The following is an 18809-nucleotide window of genomic DNA, read 5'->3' as shown; positions in this document are numbered from 1 at the left end:
GATACTATTTACAGGAGCCTGAATGCCGAACAGTCTTACCTGGTGCGACCTGCCAAACGAGGTCTCCCTCTGGCCTGGATTGCCCCTTTCTTTAAGCGGTGATGAAGTGATGCCGCTGGATTATCACGCTGGCCGCAGCGGCTGGCTCCTGTACGGACGGGGTTTAAATAAGCAAAGCCTGACCCAATATCAGCACAAACTCGGCGCGGCGATGGTTATCGTTAACGCGTGGTGTGTGGAAGATTATCAGGTGATCCGCCTTGCGGGTTCGCTGACGCCGCGCGCGACGCGCCTGGCGCATGATTCAGGTTTAGACGTCGCGCCGCTTGGCAAAATTCCGCACCTGAAAACGCCGGGTCTGCTGGTGATGGATATGGATTCCACCGCGATTCAGATTGAATGCATCGATGAAATCGCGAAACTTGCCGGTACGGGCGATGAAGTGGCGGACGTCACCGAGCGCGCCATGCGCGGCGAGCTGGATTTCGCGGCCAGCCTGAAAGCGCGCGTCGGTACGCTGAAGGGCGCGAGCGCGGAGATCCTGCATCAGGTGCGCGACGCGCTTCCGTTAATGCCAGGCCTCACCTCGCTGGTGCTGAAGCTGCATGCGCTGGGCTGGAAAGTGGCGATCGCCTCCGGCGGTTTTACCTTCTTCGCGCAATATTTGCAGGACAAACTGCATCTGGACGATGTGGTTGCCAATGAACTGGCGGTGGAAAATGGCGTCTTTACCGGTGAAGTGACCGGCCAGATCGTCGACGCCCAGTTCAAGGCGCAAACCCTGCAACGACTTGCTGAAAAATATGAGATCCCGACGGGCCAGACCGTCGCGATTGGCGATGGTGCCAACGACCTGCCGATGATCCAGACGGCGGGGCTGGGTATCGCCTATCACGCTAAACCGAAAGTGAATGAAAAGACGGAGATCACTATCCGTCACGCTGACCTGATGGGGGTTTTCTGTATCCTTTCGGGCAGCCTTAACCAGAAATAAAGAGGTAAAAGGTGGCGAAAGCTCCAAAACGCGCATTTGTCTGTAACGAGTGTGGTGCGGATTATCCGCGCTGGCAGGGGCAGTGCAGCGCCTGTCATGCCTGGAATACCATCACGGAAGTGCGCCTCGCCGCCTCGCCGCAAGCGGCGCGCAATGAACGTCTCTCCGGCTACGCGGGCAGCGCAGGCGTGTCGAAAGTGCAGAAGCTTTCCGACATCAGCCTGGAGGCGCTGCCGCGCTTCTCCACCGGTTTTAAAGAGTTTGACCGGGTGCTTGGCGGCGGCGTCGTGCCGGGCAGCGCCATTCTGATTGGCGGCAACCCCGGCGCCGGGAAATCGACGCTGCTGCTGCAAACGCTCTGCAAGCTCGCTGAGCAGATGAAAACGCTCTATGTTACCGGCGAAGAGTCGCTGCAACAGGTGGCGATGCGCGCGCATCGTCTCGGCCTGCCCACCACCAATCTCAACATGCTCTCGGAAACCAGCATTGAGCAGATCTGCCTTATCGCGGAAGAAGAGCAGCCGAAACTGATGGTGATCGACTCCATTCAGGTGATGCACATGGCTGACGTGCAGTCGTCGCCGGGCAGCGTCGCGCAGGTGCGTGAAACCGCCGCCTACCTGACGCGCTTTGCGAAAACGCGCGGCGTGGCGATTGTAATGGTGGGGCATGTGACCAAAGACGGTTCGCTGGCGGGCCCGAAAGTGCTCGAGCACTGCATCGACTGTTCCGTCCTGCTGGACGGCGACGCCGATTCCCGTTTTCGCACGCTGCGCAGCCATAAAAACCGCTTCGGCGCGGTCAATGAGCTAGGCGTGTTCGCCATGACGGAGCAGGGGCTGCGCGAAGTCAGTAACCCGTCGGCCATCTTCTTAAGTCGGGGCGATGAAGTTACATCCGGCAGCTCGGTGATGGTCGTCTGGGAAGGAACGCGCCCGCTGCTGGTGGAGATCCAGGCGCTGGTGGACCATTCGATGATGGCGAACCCGCGGCGCGTGGCTGTGGGTCTTGAGCAGAACCGTCTCGCAATCCTCCTCGCCGTACTGCACCGTCACGGCGGCCTGCAAATGGCGGATCAGGACGTCTTCGTCAACGTGGTTGGCGGGGTGAAAGTGACTGAGACGAGCGCCGACCTGGCGCTGCTGCTGGCGATGGTATCAAGCCTGCGCGACCGGCCGCTGCCGCAGGATCTGGTGGTGTTTGGCGAAGTGGGCCTCGCGGGTGAAATTCGCCCGGTGCCGAGCGGCCAGGAGCGTATTTCCGAGGCGGCGAAGCACGGTTTTCGCCGCGCGATTGTTCCTGCCGCCAACGTGCCGAAAAAGGTACCGGAAGGCATGCAAATTTTCGGCGTCAAAAAGCTGGCGGATGCGCTGGCCGTTTTTGACGACCTATAATCAGTAAATCACTGTTTTCTGGCGGGTCGTACACCGTGACCCGCCCTTCGTATTTTCTCTGTCCGGCACGCTCATTCAGCAGGAGGCTCTTGTGTCATCATTCGACTATCTCAAAACCGCGATTCGTCAGAAAGGCTGCACGTTGCAGCAGGTGGCGGATGCCAGCGGCATGACCAAGGGTTATTTAAGCCAGCTTCTCAACGCCAAAATCAAAAGCCCCAGCGCGCAAAAGCTTGAAGCGCTGCACCGTTTTCTGGGGCTGGAGTTTCCGCGCCGTCAGAAGCGCGTCGGCGTCGTCTTTGGCAAGTTTTATCCGCTGCATACCGGCCATATCTATCTGATCCAGCGCGCCTGTAGCCAGGTCGATGAGCTGCATATCATCATGGGCTATGACGAAAAGCGCGACCGCACGCTGTTTGAAGAGAGCGCGATGTCGCAGCAGCCGACCATCAGCGACCGTCTGCGCTGGCTGTTGCAGACGTTTAAATACCAGAAAAACATCCGCATTCATGCCTTTAATGAAGAGGGCATGGAGCCGTATCCGCACGGCTGGGACGTCTGGAGCGAAGGCATTAAAGCGTTTATGGAGGAGAAGGGGATCGAGCCGGATTCCATCTATACCTCCGAAGAGGCCGACGCGCCGCAGTACCGCGAACATCTCGGCATCGAGACCGTGATTATCGACCCGAAACGCACCTTTATGAATATCAGCGGCGCGCAGATCCGCGCCAATCCGTTCCGCTACTGGGAGTACATCCCGACCGAAGTGAAGCCGTTCTTTGTGCGTACGGTGGCGATTCTGGGCGGCGAGTCGAGCGGGAAATCGATGCTGGTGAATAAGCTCGCCAATATTTTCAATACGACGAGCGCCTGGGAATATGGCCGCGATTATGTGTTTTCTCATCTCGGCGGCGACGAGATGGCGCTGCAATATTCCGATTACGATAAAATCGCGCTCGGTCACGCGCAATATATTGATTTCGCGGTGAAGTATGCCAATAAAGTGGCGTTTATCGACACCGATTTCGTGACCACGCAGGCGTTCTGCAAAAAGTATGAAGGACGCGAGCATCCGTTTGTGCAGGCGCTGGTGGATGAATACCGTTTCGATCTCGTGATCCTGCTGGAAAACAACACGCCGTGGGTGGCGGACGGGTTGCGAAGCCTCGGCAGTTCGGTGGATCGCAAAGAGTTTCAGTCGCTGCTGGTGTCGATGCTTGAAGAGAACAACATCGAATATGTGCATGTCGAGGAGCCGGATTACGACTCCCGTTTTCTGCGCTGCGTGGAGTTAGTGAAGCAGCTGATGGGCGAGCAGGCGTAGCGGGCGGTTGTTGTTGGGGGAGGCGTTATTGGTGGGTGCGCTGCGCTTACCCACCCTACATGAACATATTCTGTTGTAGGGCGGGTAAACGGAGTGCACCCGCCATTGATGTGAATGTTCAAAAGTGGGTGCGCTGTGCTTACCCACCCTACGAAGAGAGCCAGGTAGGGCGGGTAAACGACGTGCACCCGCCGTGGCCCGCCGGAATTAAAATTCTACCACCACCTTGCCGCGCATATGGCCTTCCAGCACCTTCTCATGCGCCTTGCTGATGCTCTCAACGCTCAGACCGTGGAAGGTTTCACTCAGCGTACTCTCCACTTCACCGGCATCCAGCAGTTTCGCTACTTCATTGAGGATCTCGCCCTGACGCGCCATATCGGCGGTCTGGTACATGCTGCGGGTATACATAAACTCCCAGTGCAGCGCGGCGGATTTCGACTTCAGCGCATCCTGATCCAGCGGGTGCTCATTCTCCACGATGCTGCAAATATGCCCCTGCGGCGCGATAAGCTGGCTCACCGCTGCCCAGTGACCGTCGGTGTCATTCAGGATGAAAATATAATCGACAAATTTAATCCCGTGTTTCGCCAGCTCACCCGGCAGATCGTGATAATTCACTACCAGATCGGCACCGCGATCGCGACACCACTGCGCGGAATCCTCACGCGAGGCGGTGGCGATAATTTTCGCCTTGCTGTGCAGACGTGCGAACGGAATAGCAAGCGAGCCTACGCCGCCTGCGCCGCCGATAATCAGTAGCGTCTTGTCTTCACCGGCGTCCTGAATCGCCAGACGTTCGAATAACCCTTCCCACGCAGTCAGCGCCGTCAGCGGGATGGCCGCCGCCGCCGCCCACGGGAGCGTGTGCGGTTTATGCCCCACAATGCGGGAATCGATTAACTGATGGCTGGCGTTGCTGCCAGAGCGGGTAATATCGCCAGCGTAATAGACTTCATCGCCCGGTTTAAAACCGCTGACCTTGCCGCCGACCGCCGTCACCACGCCGCTGGCGTCCCAGCCCAGCACGCGCGGCTCCTGCAATCCATTCTTTTTAAGGCTTGCGTGCACTTTGGTATCTACCGGGTTGATGGATACCGCTTTGACTTCCACCAGCAGGTCGAAATCGCCTGGCTGCGGCATCGGCTGGGTAATTTCGATAAAGCTTTCCGGGGCGTTCGGATTCACAGCAATCGCTTTAACAGACATATCAGGTTCCTTTCGTGCATTCAGAGGAGGATGTGTTGACTGTAGTCTATGCAGCCTGAAAGAGGGTGATAAGATGTACAATCCAGAACGGCGTGTTCGTGAGAGATGAACAATCATGTTTAAGCAACTGCAGGATATGGCGCTTTTCGCGCTGGTGGCGGAGACGGGCAGCTTCACGGCGGCAGCGCAGAAGGCGGGGCTGCCGAAGTCCAGCGTAAGCCAGCGCATTAGCCAGCTTGAGGCGCATGTCGGGCTGCGGCTGCTTAATCGCACCACGCGCAAGCTCAGCCTGACGTTTGCCGGTGAGCACTATCTGGTGCACTGCCGTGAAATGCTGGATGCCAGCGAACGCGCCGACCTTGCCATCCAGCGCCTGCGCGATAACCCCAGCGGCCGGCTGCGCATCACCAGCCCGGCAGGAATTGGCGCGACGCTGCTGGCGCGCATGAACGCCGAATTTCTCGCGAAATACCCGGAGATCACGCTGGAGGTGTTTATCTCTGATGACGTGCGGGATCTTGTGATGGAAGGATTTGACGTGGCGCTGCGTACCGGTAAACCGCAGGATTCCTCATTGATTGGCCGCAAGATTGGCCTCTGCCCGCGCTATCTGCTCGCTTCACCCGCTTATCTGGCGCGTCACCCTGCGCTGACGCACCCCTCGCAACTGGTGGATCACCGCGTAATTGTTCATCGTGCCTGGTCGGAGTGGCTGCTCCAGCGCGACCGTGAGCTTTACCGCTGCCATCTGAACCAGATGCACCAGACCGATAATCTCCTTTATGCCCGCGAAAGCGCGCTGGCAGGTGCCGGGATCACGCTGCTGCCCGCCTTTCTGCTTGATGAAACCCTTACACAAGGCGCGCTGGTCAATGTGCTGCCTGAATGGACCGTCACCGGGAACGATCTTTATCTCGTGTATCCTGGGCGCAAGCTCAACGCACCGGCGCTGGTCAGCTATATCAACTTTGCACTGGAATATGAAGGTGTGACGCAATTTTACGATAATTTATCGGCTTTCGTCTCATAGTGGCTATTTTTTATTATTAAAGGGATAAAAACAGATAGATGGAAAACAATCTCTCTAAAATAAGAAATCTAAGATAAGTTATTTATGGAGATGATGTTTTATGCTATTTTACGCGCCTGAATTATTGTAACGCCCTTCTGTTGCTGCAATAATAATTGCGGTAAATAAATCACAAGGTTTAATTAATTCTGCTGATATTCACGCACGATGATGGGCGTGGTGGTGCTATTTATTTCTGGTGGCGGGAGTGCATTTTATAAAATGCTATGGGTAAATCCCATCGCGGTAGCCTGTTCGCAACCCTGAAACAAGGATGTGTTTATGAAAAGGCATGGGCTGAATGTCCAGCGCGCCACCGTAATGGCGCTATTTTTAAGGGAAATAAAAACTCGCTTTGGTAAGTTTCGCCTGGGCTACTGCTGGGCGCTGCTTGAGCCATTACTGCATCTCGTAATATTGCTGTTTGTTCTGGATTTTGTGATGGAACGAACGCTGCCGGATATCTCTTTCCCCATCTTTTTATTAAGCGGCATTATTCCCTATTTTATATTCAATCATATTACGAGTCGTTCTATTAATGCTATTGAGGCGAATCAGGGGCTTTTTAATTATCGCCCGGTAAAACCGATTGATACGATTATTGCAAGAACGTTACTGGAAGCGGGAATTTATATTGCCGTTTATCTGGTGCTGCTCGCCCTGCTGGCCATACTGGGGGAGCCGTTCACCTGCACTCATTTGCTGGTGCTGTTTGTCGTCTGGAGTTGTCTGGTTATTTTTTCCTTCGGTGCCGGGCTGATTTTTATGGTCATCGGCAGTGCATTTCCGGAGGCTGAAAAGTTCCTGCCGCTGCTGACGCGCCCGCTCTATTTCATCTCCTGCGTGATGTATTCGCTAAATACAATTCCCCAGGAATATCAACGCTGGGTCGCCTGGAATCCGCTTGTGCACGTCGTGGAACTCACGCGCGAATCGCTGGCCACAAGCTATGCGAGCGAAGGCGCCAGCCTGACGTATCTTGCGGTTAGCACGCTGGTGGTATTGTTTACCGGGCTTGCTCTTTACCGCTATCAGGAAGAGGCGATGCTGACCTCATGATTACTATCGAAAACCTCACCAAATCGTACCGCACACCCGCCGGGCGACATTATGTTTTCAAAGATCTCAACCTGACGCTGCCTCCCGGCAAGAGCGTGGCGCTGATAGGGCGTAACGGGGCAGGGAAATCCACACTACTGCGCATGATTGGCGGCACGGATAACCCGGACCGCGGGCGGATTGTCTCCGGCTCCACCATCTCCTGGCCGGTCGGGCTGGCGGGAGGGTTCCAGGGCAGCCTGACGGGGCGGGAAAATGTAAAGTTTGTAGCGCGCCTTTATGCGCCGAAAGAAGAAGTCCGGCAAAAAGTCGCGTTCGTTGAGGAGTTCGCCGAGCTTGGAAAATATTTTGATATGCCGGTGAAAGCTTACTCCTCCGGCATGAAAGCGCGTCTTGGGTTCGGGCTGAGTATGGCGTTCAAATTCGACTACTACCTGGTGGACGAAGTAACCGCCGTGGGCGACGCGAGCTTTCGTAAAAAATGTGAAACCCTTTTTGAAGCCCGCCACCGTGAATCGTGCTTTTTGATGGTGTCGCACAATCTCAACTCGCTAAAACAGTATTGCGATGCGGCGGTGTTTATCGGCCGGGAAAACCAGGTGCATTTTTACGACAGCGTTGATGATGCCATTAACGCCTATAAAGCACAGGAGAACCTGTAGAAATGCAATACAGAAAAGTAAAAAAACTGTTTACGTCGCCAGGCCTGTTCTTACGTGATTACCTGCTAAAAAAACACCCGCTGATCCTTAATGAAATAGACTGCCCACAGGGTGAAGAAAGCATATTGATTAAGCATGATCTCTCGCTGGAAAGCATGGATGAGGTCACGTTTCCGGTAGATGTGGTATTCACGTGGGTGGATAACTGCGACAGCCAGTGGCGTCGTAAATTCGAGCTCTACCGGCATCAGCATCTGCAAGCGCAACTGGGGGTTAATCACGATCCAGCCCGCTTTGATAATCACAACGAAATATTTTATTCAGTACAAAGCGTGCTGACATTCATGCCTTGGGTGCGCCGGATCTATATTGTTGCTGACGGACATCCGCTTCCGTGGGCTGAAGCGATTGAGAAAGTGACTATCATTTCCCATAAAGAGATTATTCCAGCACGCTATTTACCGACATTTAACTCACACGTTATCGAAGCCCATTTAGATGCGATTCCCGATCTTGCCGAGCATTTTATCTATTTTAATGATGATGTCTTTGTTGCGCGTCCACTTCCGCCAAGCCATTTTTTCCGGGGGAACGGGCTGGCTTCGCTCTTTCTTGCCCATAAGAGCCTGACGGCAATGACGCAGCGCGGGCGGCATACGGCTGCGCTTTCTGCCTCGCTAAATTCCCGGACACTGCTTTCTCAGGATATCGGTTTCGCGCCAGATATGCCGCTGGCGCATACGTATGTTCCGCTGCGCAAGAGTCTCTTTACCGAAACCCGGCAGCGCTACAACAAACGCATCAGCGCCTTTTTGTCATGTAAATTCAGAAGCGATAGCGATGTAAATCTGCCAACGTTTCTGGTGCCCTGGTTTACCTATGCGCGGGGGCTTGCCGTCCCGGCGAGAGATATTTGTTATTACTTCAACGTGCGGTCGCCTGCCGCTAACACGCACTATCGCGCACTGATTAACAGACAACGGCAGGGCGTTTCACCGCACTCCTTCTGCGCTAATGATTTTTCTTCACGTAACCAAAGCGTCAATAATTATCAGGAACAACTGATTGCAATGCTTGAAACATATTTTGAAAATGGAACTCACAAAAATGTTTAATAATAAACTTCGCAAGCTGGTAAGGGACCCCAAACTTTTTTTCAGCGATATGGCTGCCAATCAGGCGCGTAAACTCGACAAATTGCGGTTCAAAAAAGAAGATGGACACTATAACTACACTGTTGTTTCGGCAGTGTATAACGTAGGCGCTTTTCTTGATGATTATTTTGAAAGTTTTATTAGGCAGCGCCTGAAGTTCAAAAAACATATCCAGCTTATCATGGTGGATGATGGTTCAACGGATAACTCTGCGGAGATTATTAAGTGCTGGCAAAAGAAATATCCGAATAATATTACTTATATTTATCAGGAGAATGCTGGGCAGTCTTCTGCGCGTAACAACGGGTTGCAGCATGTCACGACGGAATGGGTCACATTTATCGATCCGGATGATTTTGTTGATGTGAATTATTTTTACAACCTTGACGGCTTTCTTTATCAGCACCGGGATAAAGACGTTAAAATGGTGGGTTGTAATATTATCATGTTTTACGAGGCTAAGAACCAGTATAAGGATGGTCATCCTTTAGCTTATAAATTTAAGAAAGGTAATCAGTTGGTACTACTTTCCGAAATGGAAAAAGAAGTACAGCTTTCTGCAAGTACTGCATTTTTCAGAACGGAATCGATTCTGTTTAACGATGTACTCTTTGACAGCAAAGTTAAACCTGCTTTTGAAGATGCACACTTTATTGCCAGATATCTGTTAAATAACCAGCATGGTTATGCTGCGTTTCTTGGCGGCTCTAAATACTATTATCGTAAAAGGGGAGATGGAACATCAACGTTAGATACGGCATGGCAAAAAAAAGAACGGTTCTTAACTGTCCCCAAATATGGATATCTAACTATATTAAATCAATATGCAGAATCAATAGGGTATGTGCCTAACAATATTCAAAGGACAATGCTTTATGAAATAACATGGTTTATGAAGTGGTTGATAAATCGTGGTGAAAGGGCTGCATTTTTATCCTCCATTGAGAAGCAAATTTGTATTGGGTATTTGAAAGAAGCTTTTGTTCATTTAAATAAAGAAAATATTATTAATTTTGATTTGGCAGGCGCATGGTTTTTTCATAAAGTGGCAATGCTTTCATTTTTTAAAAGTATGCAACCGGATGCACAAATTATTTATGTAGAAAAGTATGATGCTTTTAAAAACATGGTGCAGCTTCGATATTTTACAAATCCTGTGGGGCTTGAACAGATATCGCTGGATGGTATTGACGTTATCCCTAAGTTTGCTAAGACCATTCGTCATGATTTTTTAGATGAAACGCTGATTCTTGAGCGCCGTCTTTGGGTGGCGCTTGGTGATGCAAAAAAGATCAATATGTCTGTTTCGAAGCTGCCGACTCGTCTCTCTCTTGGCGGTAAACAATATAAAGAAGGTTTAAACGCTGCTGATATCAAAAAGCATTTCATTGACCTGATGCCAGTATATGAAAAGAAAAAAGAATATCATCAGGCATGGATTTTTATGGACAGGGATACACAGGCAGATGATAACGCGGAACATTTATACCGTTACGTCCGCGAAAATTATCCTCAACAGAATATCTTTTTTGCCCTCCAAAAAGGATCTCATGACTGGTCACGGTTAGAACAAGAAGGATTTCGGTTGCTTGAGTTTGGCTCTCGCGAGCATAAACTTGCACTTGGCTCTTGCAGCAAGGTTATCAGTTCGCATGCGAATCGCTACGTAACCAATTATCTTGGGCCGAAAATGTTAGCGGGTAAACACTATGTTTTTCTCCAGCATGGCGTAACTAAAGATGATATTTCGAGCTGGTTGAACAGCAAGGAAGATATTAACTGTTTTATTACTACTTCTCCTTACGAGTATCAATCTATCCATGAAGATGGAAGCCGTTATTATTATACTAAAAAGGAAGTGGTATTAACCGGGTTCCCACGCCATGACAAACTGGTTGCCGCCAGAAATAATGAACGCCTGATCGTAATTATGCCTACGTGGCGACAAACCATTGTCGGGCCTGTGACGGGGGATGGAGAAGCGCGGGCGCTTAACCCTGACTTTATGGAAACGGAATTTGCCAGAAGCTGGTACGGCGTTATTCATTCTCCTCTGCTAAAAAAATACGCGGAACAGTATGATTTTAAAGTCGCTTTTTTCCCTCATGCCAATATTCAGCCTTATCTCTCCTTTTTTGAGGTGCCAGACTATATAGAGGTGATTACTCACGCAGATGGGTCTATCCAGAATGTGTTTAATCGCGCATCGATGATGATCACTGATTACTCTTCTGTAGCTTTTGAACTGGCCGTACAGAACAAACCGGTAATTTATTATCAATTTGATGCGAAAGCGTGTTTTTCAGGGGCGCATATTTATTCCAAAGGCTACTTCGATTACCGCAAGCATGGTTTTGGCCCAGTGGTAGAAACCGAAAAAGAGCTGTTTAAAGAACTGAATACGCTGCTGAAGAACGATGCGGTACCGTCTGCGAAAATCCTTAAGCGTATCAGTGACACCTTCCCGTTCCGCGATGGGCTTAACTGTGAGCGTACGTATCAGGCGATTGCCTCGCTGGATGCGCCGTTGCCGGAAGGCTTTGCGGATAAAGAGATTTATTATCAGTACGCGAAACAGGCCGCCGCAGCTCGCCGCTGGGCGCTTGCTGAAAAGCGCTGGCAGGCGTACCTGGCGCTTTCGCTCACTCAGGATGAAGAGGCACACGGTTGCGCCGGGCTTGCTGAAGCACTGCGTAAACAGGGGAAAACCGTTGCAGCGCGCAACGCTATACACCACTGGTATGCGCGTCATCCTGAACAGCGTCATACGGCGCTTTCCGCAAGTATGGCGATGGTCGAAATGGCTGAACATCACTGGGAAAAGGCCACTTCGTACTGGCAAGACGCTGGTGAAACCAGTATTGATAATGCCCGTTATTGCTACTGCCTGTACCGCAGCGGCCAGGCCGCAGTGCTGGAAACCCTGTGCAAGAAAACGCGCCCGACGGCGGGTTTTAGCTATGCCCGGTTCTGTTTACTTCTGGCGAAGCAAAAATGGGCTGAAGGGATTGCTTATGTAAAAGAGCAGGGCGTCGATGTGACATCTGCGGAAAGTCTTGAGAATAAACTCCTGATCACGCTTTCTTATTGCTATCAGCAACTGAATAAACTCAATGACGCCCATCAGTGTCTGGTGAAATATGAAAAACATATTGAAAACGATCCGCAGTGCCGTCTGAAAATCGCCCGTCTCGCCTTTTTGCGTCAGAACTGGGAGAAAATTCTCTCTCAGCTCAATAAAGCCAGCGCGGATATTAATCATCTTCCTGATGAGCATCTCTATTACTATTGCGTGGCGCTGCTGCGCACCGACAAGTTTAAAGAGATGTATACACTGTTTGGTACGCTGAATGATGCGTTGAGAAGTGACGTAAGGTTCCTGAAAATTTATGCGCAGGCGTGTCTGGCCCTGAAAAAGCCCGACGAAGCGATTGCCATTTTTGAGGTGCAAAATAAACCGGACGATGCCTTCTGTCTTATTTATGCGGAAGCCTTACGGGATACCGGGCGTTTTAGCCAGGCGCTTTCGGTGGTTCGCAATAAAATCAGCCGCTATAACCAGAGCGCGTGGATGCTCCGGTGCGAGCTCGCTCAGCTTTGTGAAGACTGGGATGACGCCTACGATTGCTGGCTGAATCTGTTGCGTCACTATCCGCAGAATATGCCTGACAATGCGGCAGAAAAATTACAAAACCTCCGGCTGCTGCGTGAGTTTTCTGTTAAATCAGATGCGTAACCTTAAACATTAATAATTTAAAAACAGGCGCGACCATAACTCGCGCCTGTTTTTATGGAGTGAATATGTCAGAGCAAATGGAAATTATTAATGGCGTGCGGATTAAATATCGCTATAAAAAAAGGAAATATGACACTCAACATATGCTTTTTATTTTTAGCGGCTTTGGCGGTGCCGGGATGTTTACATGGGATTTTGCTAACGCTCTCCAGGATTGCCCCGCACACGTGGTGTGGATCAAAGATGACTTTCATGATGCCTGTACCTATTATCTCTGCCATAACAACGATTTTTATGTTGAGCAGGCGGTTATTGCGTTTGTTGAAAAAATGCTTTTCCGTCATAATCTTAACAAAACACAGTGTACCCTCGCAGGGTTTTCTAAAGGCGGCAGTGCCGCGCTCTGGTACGGCCTTAAATATAATTTCAAAAATATTATTTCGACGGTTCCGCAGTTTCATATCGGCAGTTACGCCAGAAACCAATGGCCTGAGGTTTTTATGCATATGACGGGGGAGGCGAGCGAAGCAGCGGCCCGACAGCTTGATGCGTTATTACCACACCAGTTAACTAATGACAGAGCGGTGGATAAAAATATTTATCTGCTGACATCCGAAGCGGATATCCAGTACGAAAGCGAAGTGAAGCCCTATATTCCTGAATTCAGGAAATACCAAAACTTTAATCTTTTTATGGCGCGGTCAATGCTTATCAGAGAGCACAACCAGGTAACGTCATACCATGTGCCACTCCTGTTGGGGATCTTCTACTCGCTCTCACAGGGGGCGGTTCCCCGCTATGGCGACTGTGAACTGACAGCGGATAATACTCTGCTGCCTTGTCCGCTCAAGCCGCAGCCGGTCGCAGTGTTGAAAAAAGTTGCCGTCAAAAATGCTTTGTTATTTCCGGAAGGCATTGCGGTACTTAAGGGGCTGGATTGCACGGAATATCAGGATATTCAGGTCGATCTGGTTTTCAAAGCGGATAATTTTGAAGAGGTTTTTCGTATTGCAAAGGCACATCGCCCGATTCTGACCCGCCAGCTTTATGACGGTGGCTTTGTCAATTATGACAAGGGCTGGTTTTGTACTTTGCGCTATGAAGGTCTCTCGCTTGAAGCGTTACCTGCGGGCACTTATCAGCTTTTTCTTGATATCACATGTCAGCAAACCTGGGCACGTAAAGCGCTCGAAACCGAGCCCTCGCAGGCAAACGCTATGCTCGCCGTCAGTGAAGCGCTGGAAGTGTTTAGTCATGAAGGAAATGTTTATATCACCCGCAAAGCAGGTCTATAACCCGGAGAACGGATTTTCACGGCTGTAAAAAACGGTATTAAGCTGGGTTTTTCGCATCAGATAGTAGCGAAACGTAGAAAACAGCGTGTGATCGGGGCGGAAAGAGGCTTGCCAGAAGGCGTCCAGGCGCCCCTGAAATGTTATCCCTTCCATGTCATACAGCGCTCTTCCCATCACTTTCAGGGGCTTGTTATGAATGAGCGCTGAGATCCCCACCGTACTGTTAATCGTCACGACGCCTGCGGCGTTGCTAAGCAGCTCTGGCAGCGGCAAGTCATGCACATAAACAACGCGTCCACTCACACCATAGCGTCTGCTCAGCGTTTTAATCAGCGAACGATACTGCCGGTGCCCTCTGTCCATCGGATGGTGTTTGATTGCCAGCATCTGCGAGGGTAAAGCGCCGCGCGCAAAAGAGCCTATCGCTTCCTCAATAAAGTCGCGCATATCGCTGTAGTCGCTGTGATGCTGTAACTGGCTATCGTTAAATACCTGTAGCACGGCGAGAAAATAACGTCCGCGATATTCAGAGGACAGCGAATGTCGGATGCCCCGCTCCGCAACGCAATACCCGATCTTACGGAGTGCCGCCCGTACCCAGCAGACGCCTTCATGCCACGGCGAGAAGCATTTATGGTGCTGATAGAGTGGAAATGCGCGATGGAAGTAACAGCCCATCAGATAATACCAGGACGCGTGGCCGATACGCCGCAGGAGTGAAGGAGCGATACGCCGTACATCCGGTACCGGCAGAAAAGACAGGGCACGATAAAAATCGGCCTCCCGCGGCAGACCGGAAAACCCGTTCACGCCGTTTTCTTCAAGCGTGATAAAGCACGGGCGCAAATAGCCCTCTTCAAAGACCAGAAAACGTATCCCCTGCGCTTGTGCCCACTGGCGCGCGGCCTGATGCAGCGGTCTACAGTCGCCAAAGCAGACCAGCGTATCAAACGACCATGCGCTTCGCGTTGCTGCTAACCACGCGCCGAATTCCTCAGGCGTGCCCTGATAAGGCAGGCTTTTCTCTTTGCGGCGGTAGAACCAGTCACCGCCGTTAAACACCACCTGTTGCACCTCGCGGCCTTTGCTCTCCAGCCAGTTACCGAGATCGCGGAAAAACGGCCCCATGGGCCCCTGCAATAGCAGGTAGTTCTGGCCGGAAAGCAGGGTATCAAGCGCGCTGCGGTTCATCTGGGGCACCGGGAATGAAAAAACGCGTGAAAGAGATTGCGGGCTTTATTGACGAGCCGGGTAAATGTCTTTCCGCGACACTGCAGCGCGTGGTTTTGCCGGGGTGACGCGCTAAGCAGCGCGACCGCTTCTTCCACGCTCATCGGTGTTTTGCGCGTCGGATGGAGGTAAAGGGGATAATCGATAAGTGCGGTGTGTATTAGTGCGTTAAGCGTCAGCCGCCTTGTGCGGCGCGGGCAGGGGTATTCGTCATGCGTCAGGCCCCAACCGGCGTAAAACGGCATGCCGTAGCAGAAGACACTTTTGCCACGCAGAAGCGCCTCAAAACCGGCAAGCGACGTGAGCGTATGCACTTCGTGTACCTGATCGAGCACATCGACGATATCCGCCTGTGTCGCGAGACAATCCGCCCAGCGCAGCGCGTCTTGCTCGCTGGGTTCGCCCTGGCGGTTGCCGCAGGCTACATCCGGGTGGGGCTTGAAGACGATATACGCCTGTGGATTGCGGGTGCGAACGGTACGCAGCAGTGCGGTGATCGACCGCATCTCCTGTGTGCCGCCGGCAAGCGACGCGTCATCAATGACCTGGCCCGGCACCAGCAAAACCCGGCGGCCCGATGCTGATGAAGGCAATCGCCACGCGCCGCCCGCGTTGTACTTACTGAGCCGGCTTTCGATAATCTGCCGACGCAGCGCTGCGGCGCGCGCTTCTTCGGCAGGCCTCAGATGGACTGCATTAAGGGCGATTTCCAGATCGCTTGCGCGCGTGGCGTCGTAATAGATCCCACGTTTATCGAGCACCAGCGAGAGCGGCGCAAAGAGATCGGAGCCGAGCCCCGCCGAGCGCAGAAACGCGTCTTCCATTCGCCACACGGGCATACCGCGCGCCTGCGCCGCTGACTGCCAGCGTGTTTCACCCGTGGTTCCCCACACCACGCAGGCATCAGCCTGCGGCGCGCGGCGGGTAAAGCGCAGCCGGTTATACGGCGTGGCGAGAAAGGGCTTCACGGTGCTGCGTTTCCAGAACGACAGCCCCGGCACCCATAGCGTGCCGCGCAGCGCCAACTGATGGCGGCGCTGCAGCGCCAGCCATTCCAGCACCTCGAACAGCGTGCCTGGCTGATTCGTTTGTGGGTTAAGGTAGCGTGCATAGCGTAAATAGGCGGCGCTGAAAAGCGTAAGCAGTGACGCGTTACCCCGACGCGCGGCAAGTATGGCCGCCGCCGGATGCCTGTCGTCCGTCAGCCCCCATCCGGCATACCACGGCTGCCCGAAGCAGACGACCGGCTTGCCCGCCATCAGCGCTTCGAAGCCGAAATGCGACGTCACCGTATAGACACGTGACACGCAGCGCAGCAGCGACTGCGGGCTGGCGTCTTCGGTTATCAGCCGGATACGAGCCTTTGCGCTGACGTCCTGCAAATAGCCACGTTTGTTGCCGTGCACGACATCAGGATGCGTTTTTACCCAGATGTCGGCGTCGGGGTTTTCGGCACAGGCCGTCTCCAGCATTAGCCGGAACGACGCCGCACTGGCATTGCCAAAGGTGACAGACATATCGCCTGCCGTCTGATCCACCACCAGCACCGCGCGGGCATCTGGCGAACCCTCGAACGGCGGCGCGTGGTTATACTTCGCCAGATCGCCTTCTACGATAAGCCGCATCGCCTCGCGCGCCGCTTCACGCAGCGCCGCGTTGCCGGGGGCGTCCTGAATCAGTTTCTCCAGCGTGCTCGGCTGGCTGGCGTCGTAGTAAATACCGTCGTAATCGATAACCAGCGAGAGCGGTGGATGACCATGGGCTGCCGGGCCGACAGAGCGGATAAACCCATCCTCAAGGCGCATCACCGCAAGCCCGGCCTTGCGGGCGCGGGTGATGGCCGCCGCCGTGCTGGGGCGGTTCCCCCAGACGGCGATAGCCGTGATGTCATCAGGAATCGCCCGACGCGGCGCGAGTTTCCGGCAAGGCATCGGCAGCATTTGAGCCAGCCCGGGGATGCGCCAGATGCCTTTCGAGAAAATGCCGGTGACCATATTTTTCATCGGCTACAGCGTCAGGATCACTTTCGCTGCAACTGCCAGCTGGTACAGGATGGTCGAAATACCGCGCGTGACTTCGATATTCTTCGACTCATACTTCGGCAGCACCATTAGCTCATCGCCCGGCTGCATGTCATCAACATCTTCGGCGTTGAGCGCTTCACCGTTCTGGCGGATAACAATGACTTTCGCGCCGCTGGCTTTCTGCGTCATGCCGCCGCATTTGGCGATGTAATCGTCAGGCTCCAGCCCTTTCTCCCAGGTGACGGCGTTGGGGAACAGCACTTCGCCATGCACCATGACGAGCGACGTTTTTTCCGGGATGGTGATGACATCGCCATCTTCCAGCAGCACGGAGTCGAGGTTTTTCTCATTCAGCACCACTTCGCCCTGCGGCACCACGGTACGGGCCTTCGCCACGAAACGGCTGACCAGTTGCGCCTCCTGCATACGCAGGCGCGACTCCTCCTGGGTGGATGACTGCGCGGAAAGCGAAGCCTGCTCCAGCTTTTGCAGCGCCAGATCGAGCATCTCTTTCTGACGCAGCGCGACCGAGCGGCGATAGAGTTTGATGGCGTTTAACTGCGACATCGTATTCGGGCGCAGTTTCGCCATCACCTGACGCAGCGTGGCACCGTAAGGCAGCACCATCGCGTGTTCGCCGGAGTGCGCGCCTTCAATACGCACCTGAATGGTGCCCGTGTAGCGATCGGAGCTCACCACCATTCTGTCGCCATCCTGAAGCGTGCGGCGCGCGGCGTCGCTAATCGGGAAATATTCGCTCTGCTTCATCGCGCCCTGTTGACGCACCAGAGTGATATGCGTGGCGCCGGGTTTGGGCCGCGCCCAGCGCAGCGCTTCGGAGACAGATATGCTCTCGTCGGTAAATTCAAAATCGTAGCTGTTAAAGACATCGCCCTCGACGCCGAAGGTGTGCTGGCGCGGGCCGACGATAATGGTGTCGCCGTCGGCGAACTGCGACAGGCTAAGGCTGCCGTTGAGCAAAAAGTCATAAAGGTTCACATGCGAGCGTGTTTTCTGGCCGCGTTTGACGGTGATATCCACATAGCTGCCGCGTTCGCTGTCCACGCCGCCCGCTTTGCTGAGATATGAAAGCAATGAATCGGATGCCACGCCGCCATACAGCCCCGGCGTGCGGACATAGCCCGTCACAAACACTTTCACCGGCTGCGCCTGAACCAGCGAGGCGTAGACATTTACATTCGCCTGGTAAACCTCTTTTACGCGCATGATCACCAGCGTGTTGAGCTGGCTGTTGGTCACGCCCGCGACTTTCAGCGGGCCCACGTTCGGCAGGAAAATATTGCCTTTCGGGTCGACGGTTAATGTGCCGTCATAGGTAAAAGCGCCCCACAGACGTACCTGGATGGTGTCCCCAAGGCCAATCACGTAGTTGGGGTTAAAGGCGATGCCAGCTCCGCCTTCGGCGTTTTGTGAGGTAAAAAGCTGCGCGCCGAACATGCGGCTCATGACCGTGGCGGGTGCGGGCGGCGGTGTGTTATCAAAGCCGTCCGCGCTGACCGGTGACGAAGGCGACGGCGACAGAATCGGTGCCGCGCCGGTCAGCGCCGGGTCAGCGGTGAGATCAAGCGCGCTGGCGCTGGCCGATAAACAGAAAAAGATCAGTGAGGCGGATGAAATGTGTTTCATAACTCTCTCGGG

At 53.3% G+C, this 18809-nt stretch carries 13 protein-coding genes; 9 read left to right on the top strand and 4 right to left on the bottom strand.

All coding sequences use genetic code 11. From position 1 onward, the window contains the following. Positions 1 to 22 precede the first annotated feature (22 nt). From serB to nadR, 3 genes are all read left to right on the top strand, one after another. A complete protein-coding gene (gene serB / locus AFK66_RS16435) occupies positions 23 to 994 on the top strand; it encodes a phosphoserine phosphatase (protein ID WP_007780238.1) in 972 nt (323 codons plus the stop codon). A gap of 11 nt (positions 995 to 1005) precedes the next feature. Beyond that, the gene (gene radA / locus AFK66_RS16430; RefSeq protein ID WP_004385877.1) at positions 1006 to 2388 is read left to right on the top strand and encodes a DNA repair protein RadA; all 1383 of its coding nucleotides are present in this window, start codon (positions 1006 to 1008) and stop codon (positions 2386 to 2388) included. 91 nt (positions 2389 to 2479) lie between these two features. Continuing rightward, complete coding sequence (gene nadR, locus AFK66_RS16425; RefSeq protein WP_004385876.1) at positions 2480 to 3712, top strand: multifunctional transcriptional regulator/nicotinamide-nucleotide adenylyltransferase/ribosylnicotinamide kinase NadR; 1233 nt, start codon at positions 2480 to 2482, stop codon at positions 3710 to 3712. A 207-nt stretch (positions 3713 to 3919) separates the two neighbouring features. Here the strand turns inward: nadR and AFK66_RS16420 are convergent, their stop codons facing one another. Beyond that, positions 3920 to 4921, bottom strand: a complete 1002-nt coding sequence (locus AFK66_RS16420) for a zinc-binding alcohol dehydrogenase family protein (protein WP_007781120.1) — start codon at positions 4919 to 4921, stop codon at positions 3920 to 3922. Between the two features lie 115 nt (positions 4922 to 5036). Between AFK66_RS16420 and AFK66_RS16415 the strand changes: the two genes are divergently transcribed. The 6 genes from AFK66_RS16415 (at position 5037) to AFK66_RS16390 (ending at position 13896) form a co-directional block, all read left to right on the top strand. Beyond that, positions 5037 to 5951: a LysR family transcriptional regulator gene (locus tag AFK66_RS16415; RefSeq protein WP_007781122.1), complete on the top strand. Its 915-nt coding sequence runs from the start codon at positions 5037 to 5039 to the stop codon at positions 5949 to 5951. A gap of 321 nt (positions 5952 to 6272) precedes the next feature. Continuing rightward, a complete protein-coding gene (locus AFK66_RS16410; RefSeq protein WP_007781123.1) occupies positions 6273 to 7049 on the top strand; it encodes an ABC transporter permease in 777 nt (258 codons plus the stop codon). Then, positions 7046 to 7711, top strand: a complete 666-nt coding sequence (locus AFK66_RS16405; protein ID WP_007781125.1) for an ABC transporter ATP-binding protein — start codon at positions 7046 to 7048, stop codon at positions 7709 to 7711. The genes AFK66_RS16410 and AFK66_RS16405 overlap by 4 nt, the downstream gene beginning before the upstream one ends. A 2-nt stretch (positions 7712 to 7713) precedes the next feature. Beyond that, on the top strand, positions 7714 to 8826 hold the full coding sequence (locus tag AFK66_RS16400) for a stealth family protein (protein ID WP_007781127.1): 1113 nt from the start codon (positions 7714 to 7716) through the stop codon (positions 8824 to 8826). Continuing rightward, positions 8819 to 12601 carry a CDP-glycerol glycerophosphotransferase family protein gene (locus tag AFK66_RS16395; protein ID WP_007781129.1) on the top strand — a complete coding sequence of 1261 codons (3783 nt, stop codon included), beginning with the start codon at positions 8819 to 8821 and terminating at the stop codon, positions 12599 to 12601. The genes AFK66_RS16400 and AFK66_RS16395 overlap by 8 nt, the downstream gene beginning before the upstream one ends. A gap of 65 nt (positions 12602 to 12666) precedes the next feature. Beyond that, positions 12667 to 13896 (top strand): alpha/beta hydrolase, encoded by a 1230-nt coding sequence (locus AFK66_RS16390; protein ID WP_032983354.1) that lies wholly within the window; start codon positions 12667 to 12669, stop codon positions 13894 to 13896. Here AFK66_RS16390 and AFK66_RS16385 read toward each other — a convergent pair. From AFK66_RS16385 to AFK66_RS16375, 3 genes are read right to left on the bottom strand one after another with little or no spacing between them, the layout of a single operon-like run. Next, positions 13891 to 15087, bottom strand: a complete 1197-nt coding sequence (locus tag AFK66_RS16385) for a capsule biosynthesis protein (RefSeq protein ID WP_023899467.1) — start codon at positions 15085 to 15087, stop codon at positions 13891 to 13893. The two genes, AFK66_RS16390 and AFK66_RS16385, sit on opposite strands and share 6 nt — an antisense overlap. Continuing rightward, a complete protein-coding gene (locus AFK66_RS16380) occupies positions 15084 to 17129 on the bottom strand; it encodes a capsular polysaccharide biosynthesis protein (protein ID WP_023899466.1) in 2046 nt (681 codons plus the stop codon). The genes AFK66_RS16385 and AFK66_RS16380 overlap by 4 nt, the downstream gene beginning before the upstream one ends. A 3-nt stretch (positions 17130 to 17132) precedes the next feature. Continuing rightward, complete coding sequence (locus AFK66_RS16375; protein WP_007781373.1) at positions 17133 to 18797, bottom strand: polysaccharide biosynthesis/export family protein; 1665 nt, start codon at positions 18795 to 18797, stop codon at positions 17133 to 17135. Positions 18798 to 18809: the final 12 nt, after the last annotated feature.

The sequence above is a fragment of the Cronobacter malonaticus LMG 23826 genome, assembly GCF_001277215.2.
Lineage (GTDB): Bacteria > Pseudomonadota > Gammaproteobacteria > Enterobacterales > Enterobacteriaceae > Cronobacter > Cronobacter malonaticus.
The sequence above is the reverse complement of the archived record's forward strand: the minus strand, read 5'-3'. Positions and strand labels throughout refer to the sequence as shown.

Coding starts and splice junctions, on each gene's coding strand:
- AFK66_RS16390 (WP_032983354.1), top strand. CDS start 12,667: ATGTCAGAGCAAATGGAAATTATTAATGGCGTGCGGATTAAATATCGC.
- AFK66_RS16395 (WP_007781129.1), top strand. CDS start 8,819: ATGTTTAATAATAAACTTCGCAAGCTGGTAAGGGACCCCAAACTTTTT.
- serB (WP_007780238.1), top strand. CDS start 23: ATGCCGAACAGTCTTACCTGGTGCGACCTGCCAAACGAGGTCTCCCTC.
- AFK66_RS16420 (WP_007781120.1), bottom strand. CDS start 4,921: ATGTCTGTTAAAGCGATTGCTGTGAATCCGAACGCCCCGGAAAGCTTT.
- AFK66_RS16380 (WP_023899466.1), bottom strand. CDS start 17,129: ATGAAAAATATGGTCACCGGCATTTTCTCGAAAGGCATCTGGCGCATC.
- AFK66_RS16385 (WP_023899467.1), bottom strand. CDS start 15,087: ATGAACCGCAGCGCGCTTGATACCCTGCTTTCCGGCCAGAACTACCTG.
- AFK66_RS16375 (WP_007781373.1), bottom strand. CDS start 18,797: ATGAAACACATTTCATCCGCCTCACTGATCTTTTTCTGTTTATCGGCC.
- AFK66_RS16400 (WP_007781127.1), top strand. CDS start 7,714: ATGCAATACAGAAAAGTAAAAAAACTGTTTACGTCGCCAGGCCTGTTC.
- AFK66_RS16415 (WP_007781122.1), top strand. CDS start 5,037: ATGTTTAAGCAACTGCAGGATATGGCGCTTTTCGCGCTGGTGGCGGAG.
- AFK66_RS16410 (WP_007781123.1), top strand. CDS start 6,273: ATGAAAAGGCATGGGCTGAATGTCCAGCGCGCCACCGTAATGGCGCTA.
- AFK66_RS16405 (WP_007781125.1), top strand. CDS start 7,046: ATGATTACTATCGAAAACCTCACCAAATCGTACCGCACACCCGCCGGG.